Below are 8,281 nucleotides of genomic sequence, written 5' to 3'. Positions count from 1 at the left end.
CCGCCCTCCTGATCGGCCCGGAAGGCGGCTTTACCGCAGAGGAACGCGCCTTCCTGCGCGGCCGGGCGGGCGGCTATGGCGTCAGCCTCGGGCCACGCATCCTGCGGGCAGAAACCGCCGCCATTGCGGCGATGGCGCTCTGGCAGGCCGTCTGCGGCGACTGGGGCTAAGGCGGGGTCACAGCCAATTTCGAGGGGGCCATTGGCGTTGCCACTTTTCAGCCTTATCTCCACGCCGGACAGAAACTGATCCCGGAGGCCAGACGGTGACCACGCCGACCAGCGACATCGACGAGGCCTCGCCCCGGATCGGCGGCAAGACCGAACTTGTTGAATACATGGAAGCCGGCTCCAAACCCAAGACGGACTGGCGCATCGGCACAGAGCACGAGAAGTTCGGCTTCCTCTGGGACGGCTTCAAGCCTCTGCCCTATGCCGGCAAGGCGTCCGTGCTGACCATGCTGGAAGGCCTGCGCGACCGGTTCGGCTGGGAGCCCATCATCGAGGGCGGCCACCTTATCGGCCTTAAAAAGGACGGCGCCAGCGTCAGCCTCGAGCCGGGCGGGCAATTCGAACTCTCTGGCGCGCCACTGGATTCGATCCACGACACCTGTACCGAAGTCGGCCGCCACCTCACCGAGGTCCGCGAACTCGCCGAACCGCTCGGTATCGGCTTCCTCGGCCTCGGCGCAAGCCCGGTCTGGAGCCTCGCCGACACGCCGGTGATGCCCAAGGGCCGCTACAAGATCATGACGGCCTACATGGACAAGGTCGGCCGTCTTGGGCGTCAGATGATGTTCCGCACCTGCACGGTGCAGGCAAACCTCGATTTCGGCTCGGAAGCCGACATGGTGCAGAAGCTGCGCGTCTCGCTGGCCCTGCAACCCCTCGGCACGGCGCTGTTTGCCAACTCGCCCTTCATTGACGGGCGCCCAAACGGCTTCCTCTCTTATCGCTCGCAGATCTGGACCGACACGGACCCCGACCGCTCCGGCATGCTGCCCTTCGCTTTTGAGCAGGGCTTCGGGTTCGAGCAATACGTGGACTACGCGCTCGATGTGCCGATGTATTTCGTGCGCCGGGGCGGGCTGTATCTCGATGCCTCGGGCCTCAGCTTCCGCGATTTCATGGACGGCAAACTGCCGATCCTGCCGGGCGAGCGACCGGCGATGGACGATTTTGTCGACCACCTGTCGACCATTTTCCCGGAAGTGCGCCTGAAACGCTTCCTCGAGATGCGCGGCTCGGACGCAGGCCCCTGGGACCGGCTGTGCGCCTTCTCGGCCTTCTGGACCGGTATCCTCTATTCGCAAGCCTCGCTCGATGCGGCCTGGGACCTCGTCAAGCACTGGACCGCGCCGGAGCGCGAAGTAATGCGCCAGGGCGTGCGCACGCTCGGCCTTCGCACACCGATACCGGGCGGGCGCTCGATGCAGGACCTTGCGAAGGAAGTGCTGGCGATCAGCCGCGCGGGCCTGCGCGACCGGAGGCGGATTTCCGCCGCCGGGGACGACGAAGCCGGCTTCCTGTCCAGTCTCGACGAGATCGCCGCCTCGGGCCTCACGCCCGCCGAAAGGCTCCTCCAGCGCTATCACGGCCCCTGGAACAAGGACCTCACCAGGGTGTTCGCTGAAGAGGCGTACTGACCCGCTTCTCCCGTCCATAAACCGTTTGCAACTCGCCCTATGGGCGTGTGGACCGTTTTCGTGCGTGAGACGCATTCGGCGCAACGGCAGAAACCGCCTTGAGCCCGCCTCCGGGGCATGGTCAAACCTCTGACACAATCGGGCCGCCACTCGCGAGCCGTGTCACCTGTTGCGCGCTGGGGAGCCGTTCATGCTGGTTATTGTTCTGGGCATCGTCATCACGCTGGCGACCTGTATCCCGGTGTTCAACCAGATGCGCCAGCATCCCAAGGGACTGCATATCCTGTTCTTCGCCGAGATGTGGGAGCGTTTTTCCTTCTACGGCATGCGCGGCCTGCTGATCTTCTACCTGACCCAGCACTTCCTGTTCGATGACCGTACCGCGCAGGCCCAGTACGGCTCCTACACCGCGCTCGTTTACCTGCTGCCGCTGCTCGGCGGCTTTCTTGCGGACAAGTATCTCGGCAATCGCAAGGCGATTGCCTTCGGCGCGCTGCTGCTGGTCGCTGGCCACCTTACGATGGGCCTGCATGGCCCGCAGGCGACCCAGACGATGACGGTCAACGGCGCCGAATACAACCTCGCGGTCGAAGGACGCGGCGGCTCGCGCCAGGTCTTCGTTGAGACCGGAACGCAGCGCTGCCTGTTCGGCGGCGATGTGGCGTATGATGGCTGCCGCGCCAATGTGAACGATGACGGCGGCATCACCTTCACCGGACTCGATGCCGGCAGCCCGCTCCCGGCAGTCATTCCGAACGTCATGGAAACCCTGTCGGAGCCCGTGCGCAATCCACTGTATACCAACATCCTTTTCCTCGCGCTCGCGCTGATCGTGATGGGCGTCGGTTACCTTAAGGCAAATATCTCCTCGATCGTCGGCCAGTTGTACGAGGAGAACGATCCGAAACGCGATGCCGGCTTCACGCTTTACTATTATGGCATCAACCTCGGCGCCTTCTGGGCCGCCATCCTCTGCGGCTATCTCGGCCAGACGGTCGGCTGGTGGGCGGGCTTCGGCCTCGCCGCGGTCGGCATGGCCATTGGCTGGCTGGTGTTCACGCGCCAGCGTCTGGCTTTCTGGAGCCCCGGCGAGCGCCAGTTGCCGGACCATGTCGGTGCACCGCCAAACCCCGAACGGCTGGCAAAGAAGGTCGCCGGACCTATCACCTTCGAATGGATGCTTTACCTGCTGGCCATTCCCGGTGTCGCGGTCGTCTGGTTTCTTTTGCAGACCCCTCAGTACACCTTCCTCACATTGATGAGCGGCCTCATCCTGTTCGGCGGCTACATCACCTTCTACATGGTGACAAAGTGCAGCTGGAAGGAAAGCCAGCAGCTGATCCTCTCGCTGTTCCTGATCTTCATGTCGGTTGTCTTCTGGTCGCTGTTCGAACAGGCGGGCTCCTCGCTCAACCAGTTTGCCGAACGCAATACCCAGCTGCCGAATGATGGCTTCATGACGGTCACGGCGGCGCAGACGCAAAGTTTCAACTCCGGCTTCATCCTGCTCTTCGCGCCAGCTTTCGCCGCCCTGTGGGCCTGGCTTGCCGCGCGCAAGGCCGACCCCAACACGGCGCTGAAGTTCGGCCTCGCGCTGGTGCAGGTCGGACTCGGATTCTGGGTTCTGGTCTGGGGGGTTCAGTTCGCGGACGATAGCTACCGCGTGCCGCTGGTCTTCCTCGTCGGCGCCTACCTGCTCCACACGACCGGCGAGCTTTGCCTGTCGCCCGTAGGGCTGTCGATGATCACCAAGCTCTCGCCCGCCGCGGTCGTCAGCTTCATGATGGCGGGCTGGTTCCTGTCATCTGCTTTCGCGCAATATGTGGCGGGCCTGATCGCCCAGTTTACGGCCAGCGATACGGTCGCCGGTCAGGTGCTCGATCCCGGAAAGGCGCTTGAAACCTACAGCGCCGTGTTCTGGAGCCTCGGCGTCGTCGCGATCATTCTCGGCGTGCTGCTCGGCGCAGTAAGCTTCGCCCTGAAATATCTCGGCCACGGCAAGGCAGGCCGCCTTGCGAGCAAGGCGGCACTCGAAGCGGAAGCGGCGCGCGGACTTGCGGAGTAAGGCAGACGGCGTGGGCTCAGCCCGCGCCGCCGACCGTCAGTGAACCGACTTTCAGGGTGGGCTGGCCGACGCCGACTGGCACCGATTGTCCCGCCTTGCCGCAGACGCCTACACCGTCATCCATCGCGAAATCGTTGCCGATCATCGTGACGTCCGAGAGCGCCGTGGGCCCGTGGCCGATCAGCGTGGCATTCTTCACCGGCGCGACGATCTTCCCGTTCTCGACGAGGTAGGCTTCGGTGCACTGGAACACGAAATTGCCGGAGGTGATGTCCACCTGTCCGCCGCCGAAATCGACCGCCCAGAGGCCGCGCTTGATCGAGGCGACGATTTCTTTCGGGTCCGTGCTGCCGGCGAGCATCACGGTATTGGTCATCCGGGGCATGGTCTGCGACTCGTAGCTTTCACGCCGGCCATTGCCGGTGGGCGCCATGCCCATCAGGCGGGCGTTCATCCGGTCCTGCATGTAGCCCTTGAGGACGCCGTCCTCGATCAGCACGGTGCGCTGTGTCGGTGTGCCTTCATCATCAAAGGAGAGCGAACCCCGGCGCGCTTCGATGCAGCCGTCATCAATGATCGTCACGCCCTTCGCCGCGACCTGCTCGCCGATGCGTCCGGCATAAACACTCGTGCCCTTGCGGTTGAAGTCGCCTTCGAGGCCGTGGCCGACTGCCTCGTGCAGCAGCACGGCGGGCCAGCCCGGCCCCAGCACGACTTCCATCTCGCCTGCCGGGGCAGGGATCGACTTCAGGTTCACTTCGGCCTTCTGGATCGCGCGGCGCACCATGGCCTGCCAGCGGGACGGCTCGATCCACTCATCATAGGCGGCGCGGCCACCGGCGCCGGAGCCGGCCGACTCGCGGCGGCCGTTTTCCTCAAGCGTGACAGACACGTTGAGCCGGACGAGCGGACGGATGTCATGGAAGTGTGCGCCGTCGGGGCGCAGGATATCGACTTCCTTGTGGCTCCCGGACAGCGAGACGGACACTTGCACGACGCGCCGATCTGCGGCGCGGGCGAAGGCGTCGATCTCGGCAAGGAGGTTTGTCTTGTCCGTGAAGCCCGGGTTCAGCGTCGGGTCGATGGGGGCATAGAGGCGGCGGTTTGTCGGCTGCGGCCCGGCGGCAAGTTTGCCGGAATAGCCACGCTTGGCCTGCGCGGCGGTATCGGCGGCGCGGCGAATGGCGTCGAGGGTCAGCTGCGAGGCATAGCCTGCGCCCTGGGCCTCGCCCGCAACGACCCGCAGGCCGAAGCCCTGGTCGGTGTCATAGGCAGCGGACTTCAGCCGCCAGTCATCAAAAACGAAACTCTCGGACCGCGAGCGCTCCACATAGAGGTCGCCGTCATCGGCGCCGCGGGCGGCAAGGGCCAGCACATCGGCGGCGGCTGTCAGGTCAAAAGGCAGGGGTGTATCGCTCATCCCCGCAACATGTGACCGTCCGGCGCCCGCCGCAAGGCACTTGCGTCACAGATCAGGCGGTATGCCGGCGCACGCGCGGGGCGATTTGAGGCGTTGCCCGGCGCCGGCCTGATACCCGGATGCCGCCAGCAACTGCGCCCAGGAGGACCAGGCCGCCAAACAACGCCGTCAGGACCATGAACCCGTTCGCAATCTGCTGGGCCACTCCGAAATAGCCGGCCGCCACGAAAGCAGAGGCCAGCAGGGTAACGAGCAATGCCATCCGCATTTTTTCTCTCCTGCACCAATCACAGGGATGAAACGCACGGTTTTCTAACCGGTTGCGGGGCCGAATCAAAAAAGTCCCGGGGCAGGGTCAGTTCGTGGTGACGGTGAACCGGGCGAGCTGGCGGTCTGTGGCTGCAAAATCGGGGTTCAGTTCCTTCGACTTCACGAAGTCATAGTAGGCGCCCTGGACGTCTCCGGTCTGCTCCTTGGCGATCGCCCGGTTGTAATAGGCGGCGTAGATATCCTCGGAATTCAGCTCGATCGTCTTTTCCAGCGACACGAGGGCGGAGTTGTAGTCCTTCTTGAAGATGTAGGCGGCGCCTTCATTGAGCCAGGTTGCGCCGGTGCCCGGCTTTATCCGCTTGGCAGCAGCATAGTCCTTCAGGGCAGCGTCATAATCGCCCTGCCGCATCCGCAGGACGCCGCGATTCGTATAGGTCGCCGCCTTGTTGCTGATGTTGAGGGCTTCAACCTCGAGGGCGCGGGTACACAATTCCTCGGTATCGTTCGCCCGGCCGAGGCTGAATTTCACGGCTTCGTAGCAATCGCGTGCGATCCCGCCTCCGATGACGGTGACCTGGGCAGAGGCGGCCGGAGCGACAAGCGCGACAAGCGCGACAAGCGCGACAGGCGCGACAAGCGCGGCGGCAGCGGCGATGATGAAGGTACGGAACATGGCAGGCTCCCTTTGATTTTATGACCCCTCAACTAGCACGAAATCGCCTGTGCGGCGATGCGCTGCGACAATTTTGAGCGTGGAAAGGACTGGGGTTAAGCCTGATGCTGGTATAGGAAGTTCTCGAATCCGCAAGCTACCCGATCTGACCTGAGGTTTTCCATCGTGCGATACCTGACTGCCGCCCTGTCCGCCAGCCTGTTTGCCGCGCCTGCGTTTGCGGCCGTGCCCGTCGACGGCGCTATTGATTTCCAGCCTGCCGCGACCCGCATCGCCGAGCGTGTGCACGAGTTCCACGTAGTGCTCCTTTGGATCATCACGCTGATCACCGCCCTGGTGACCGTTCTTCTGATCTGGGTCATGGTCCGCTACAACAAGCGCGCCAACAAGACCCCGCGCAAGTTCAGCCACAATACAACGGTTGAAGTGGTGTGGACGGTCGTTCCAGCCCTGATCCTCGTCGGTATTGCCAGCCTGTCCTTCCCGAACCTCTACTACCAGAACGTCACGCCAAACCTCGGCGAGATCGCGGCGACCTCCAAGAAGCTGCTGGCCGAGAACAAGACCGCCCAACACCTGGCTTACACGAAGAATCATTTTCCGGACGCCGCGGAGAAGGGCTTCGTCAACATCAAGGTTCAGGGCAACCAGTGGAACTGGACCTATACCTATCCGGACATTGTCGATGATACCGGCGCTGCGCTCGAGTTCGTCTCGAACGGCCTGTACAAGGGCCGCGCCAGCGACCCGACCGATGTCGGCCCGCGCCTGCTCGCCACCGACTATCCGCTGGTTGTTCCGGCTGGCCGCTATATCCGCTACTACACGGCCGCCGCTGACGTGATCCACGCCTTTGCGGTACCGGCCTTTGCGGTAAAGACCGATGCCGTGCCGGGACGCCTCAACGAAGGCTGGTTCCTCGTCGAGCAGGAAGGCGTATATTACGGCCAGTGCTCGGAACTCTGCGGTATTGAACATGCCTTCATGCCCATCGAAGTGCGCGTTGTTTCGCAGGCTGTGTTCGACCGTTGGGCCGAGCTGATGAAGGCCGGCGACTATGACGCTGCAGCGGCCTCTGTTCGCCAGGTCGCGGCGCTCGGGTCCGAAACCAAATTTGCCTCCTCCAACTGATTTCACGAAGAAGAGTACGACCGATGCCTATGGATGAAATCGCCCTCGATCACGGCCAAGACCATGATCACAAGCCTGGCTTCTTCACGCGCTGGTTCTTCTCGACCAACCACAAGGATATAGGGACGCTTTACCTCGTCTTCGCGATGGTTGCCGGTATTGTGGGCTACTCGCTCTCCGGCCTGATCCGCTGGGAACTGGCCGAGCCGGGCATTGGTCCGATGCTGTGGATCCAGACCAACTTCTTCGGCCTTGAGGGCGACGCCGCGATCACCGCTGCGAAACACTTCTACAACGTCGTGATCAGCTATCACGGCCTCGTCATGATCTTCTTCATGGTGATGCCCGCGCTGATCGGCGGTTTCGGCAACTGGTTCGTGCCGCTTATGATCGGCGCGCCGGACATGGCGTTCCCGCGCATGAACAATATCTCCTTCTGGCTGACGGTTGTTGCGTTCATCCTCGCCTGTATCTCGATGGTGGTTCCCGGTGGTCCGGGCGGGAACGGCTTCGGCGGCGGCTGGACGATCTATCCGCCGCTTTCTTCGGCGGCCGGCCATCCCGGCCCGTCGATGGACCTGCTGATCTTCTCGCTGCACGCAGCCGGCATTGCGTCGATCCTTGGCGCGATCAACTTCATTGTCACGATCCTCAACATGCGCGCACCGGGCATGACGCTGCACAAGATGCCGCTGTTTGCCTGGTCGATTCTGGTGACCGCCGTGCTGCTCCTGCTGGCGCTGCCGGTGCTTGCCGGTGCCATCACCATGCTGCTGACGGACCGTAACTTCGGCTCGCAGTTCTTTATCCCGAACGGCGGCGGCGACCCGGTCATGTTCCAGCACCTGTTCTGGTTCTTCGGTCACCCCGAAGTCTATATCATGATCCTGCCGGCCTTCGGCATCGTCAGCCACGTTGTCTCGACCTTCTCGAAAAAGCCGATCTTCGGCTATCTCGGCATGGCCTACGCCATGGTGTCGATCGGCGTCATCGGCTTCGTCGTGTGGGCTCACCACATGTACACCGTTGGTATGAACGTTGACCTGAAGGCCTATTTCGTGGCCGCCACGATGGTCA

8 protein-coding genes are annotated in these 8,281 nt (G+C 63.1%); 5 read left to right on the top strand and 3 right to left on the bottom strand.

Going from position 1 to position 8,281, the window contains the following annotated elements:
- The 3 genes from WEA77_RS01530 to WEA77_RS01520 form a co-directional block, all read left to right on the top strand.
- The coding region (locus tag WEA77_RS01530) for an RsmE family RNA methyltransferase (protein WP_368066111.1) at positions 1 to 170 on the top strand (170 nt) is incomplete at its 5' end.
- Positions 171 to 265: 95 nt separating this feature from the next.
- On the top strand, positions 266 to 1,645 hold the full coding sequence (locus tag WEA77_RS01525) for a glutamate--cysteine ligase (protein WP_368066110.1): 1,380 nt from the start codon (positions 266 to 268) through the stop codon (positions 1,643 to 1,645).
- Between the two features lie 190 nt (positions 1,646 to 1,835).
- Entirely contained in the window at positions 1,836 to 3,710 is a 1,875-nt protein-coding gene (locus WEA77_RS01520) for a peptide MFS transporter (RefSeq protein ID WP_368066109.1), read from the top strand.
- Between the two features lie 16 nt (positions 3,711 to 3,726).
- On the opposite strand, the gene tldD is transcribed toward WEA77_RS01520, so the two are convergent.
- The 3 genes from tldD to WEA77_RS01505 form a co-directional block, all read right to left on the bottom strand.
- Positions 3,727 to 5,130 carry a metalloprotease TldD gene (gene tldD / locus WEA77_RS01515; RefSeq protein WP_368066108.1) on the bottom strand — a complete coding sequence of 468 codons (1,404 nt, stop codon included), beginning with the start codon at positions 5,128 to 5,130 and terminating at the stop codon, positions 3,727 to 3,729.
- A 52-nt stretch (positions 5,131 to 5,182) separates the two neighbouring features.
- Positions 5,183 to 5,398, bottom strand: coding sequence for a hypothetical protein (locus WEA77_RS01510; protein ID WP_368066107.1), 216 nt, complete (start codon positions 5,396 to 5,398; stop codon positions 5,183 to 5,185).
- Positions 5,399 to 5,485: 87 nt separating this feature from the next.
- Positions 5,486 to 6,073 carry a tetratricopeptide repeat protein gene (locus WEA77_RS01505; RefSeq protein ID WP_368066106.1) on the bottom strand — a complete coding sequence of 196 codons (588 nt, stop codon included), beginning with the start codon at positions 6,071 to 6,073 and terminating at the stop codon, positions 5,486 to 5,488.
- Between the two features lie 165 nt (positions 6,074 to 6,238).
- Between WEA77_RS01505 and coxB the strand changes: the two genes are divergently transcribed.
- Together coxB and WEA77_RS01495 are read left to right on the top strand one after the other, a co-directional pair.
- The gene (gene coxB / locus WEA77_RS01500) at positions 6,239 to 7,204 is read left to right on the top strand and encodes a cytochrome c oxidase subunit II (protein ID WP_368066105.1); all 966 of its coding nucleotides are present in this window, start codon (positions 6,239 to 6,241) and stop codon (positions 7,202 to 7,204) included.
- 23 nt (positions 7,205 to 7,227) lie between these two features.
- Positions 7,228 to 8,281: cbb3-type cytochrome c oxidase subunit I (locus tag WEA77_RS01495; protein ID WP_368066104.1), on the top strand; the 1,054-nt coding region annotated here is incomplete at its 3' end.

Source organism: Hyphomonas sp., assembly GCF_040882205.1.
Lineage (GTDB): Bacteria > Pseudomonadota > Alphaproteobacteria > Caulobacterales > Hyphomonadaceae > Hyphomonas.
This window is presented reverse-complemented; position numbering and strand designations above follow the sequence as displayed.